The 1,133-nt window shown below is 45.4% G+C and carries 1 protein-coding gene; it reads left to right on the forward strand.

The window, feature by feature from the left end; genetic code table 11:
• The coding region (gene tuf / locus ABN236_RS19250; RefSeq protein WP_349474719.1) for an elongation factor Tu at positions 1-1,131 on the forward strand (1,131 nt) is incomplete at its 5' end.
• Positions 1,132-1,133 lie beyond the last annotated feature (2 nt).

Consider the following 1,133-nt stretch of genomic DNA (forward strand, 5'->3'; position numbering starts at 1 on the left):
GGCCACGTTGACCACGGTAAAACAACTCTGACTGCTGCAATCACTACAGTTTTAGCTAAAACTTACGGTGGTGCTGCTCGTGCATTCGATCAAATCGATAACGCACCAGAAGAAAAAGCTCGTGGTATCACCATCTCTACTTCACACGTAGAATATGACACTCCAACTCGTCACTACGCACACGTAGACTGCCCAGGTCACGCCGACTATGTTAAAAACATGATCACTGGTGCTGCGCAAATGGACGGAGCTATCCTGGTTGTTGCTGCGACTGATGGCCCAATGCCACAAACTCGTGAGCACATCCTGTTAGGTCGTCAGGTTGGTGTTCCTTACATCATCGTATTCCTGAACAAATGTGACATGGTAGATGATGAAGAGTTACTGGAATTAGTAGAAATGGAAGTTCGTGAACTTCTGTCTCAGTACGATTTCCCAGGTGACGACACTCCAGTAATTCGTGGTTCAGCGCTGAAAGCACTGGAAGGCGAAGCTGAGTGGGAAGCAAAAATTGTTGAATTAGCAGAAGCACTGGATTCATACATTCCAGAACCAGAGCGTGCAATTGACAAACCATTCCTGTTACCAATCGAAGACGTATTCTCAATCTCAGGCCGTGGTACAGTAGTAACTGGTCGTGTTGAGCGTGGTGTTGTTAAAGTTGGTGAAGAAGTTGAAATCGTTGGTATCAAACCAACAGTTAAAACAACTTGTACTGGCGTTGAAATGTTCCGTAAATTACTTGACGAAGGTCGTGCAGGTGAGAACGTTGGTGTTCTTCTGCGTGGTACTAAACGTGAAGAAATCGAACGTGGACAAGTACTGGCAAAACCAGGTTCAATCAAGCCACACACTAAATTCGAATCAGAAGTTTATATTCTGAGCAAAGATGAAGGTGGTCGTCATACTCCATTCTTCAAAGGCTACCGTCCACAGTTCTACTTCCGTACAACTGACGTAACTGGTACTATCGAATTACCAGAAGGCGTAGAAATGGTAATGCCAGGTGACAACATCAACATGATCGTTGAACTGATTCACCCAATCGCGATGGACGACGGTTTACGTTTCGCTATCCGTGAAGGTGGCCGTACAGTAGGTGCGGGCGTTGTTGCTAAAGTATTAGGTTAATT

The sequence above is a fragment of the Proteus sp. fly-1013 genome (genome assembly GCF_040140245.1).
Taxonomy (GTDB): domain Bacteria; phylum Pseudomonadota; class Gammaproteobacteria; order Enterobacterales; family Enterobacteriaceae; genus Proteus; species Proteus mirabilis_B.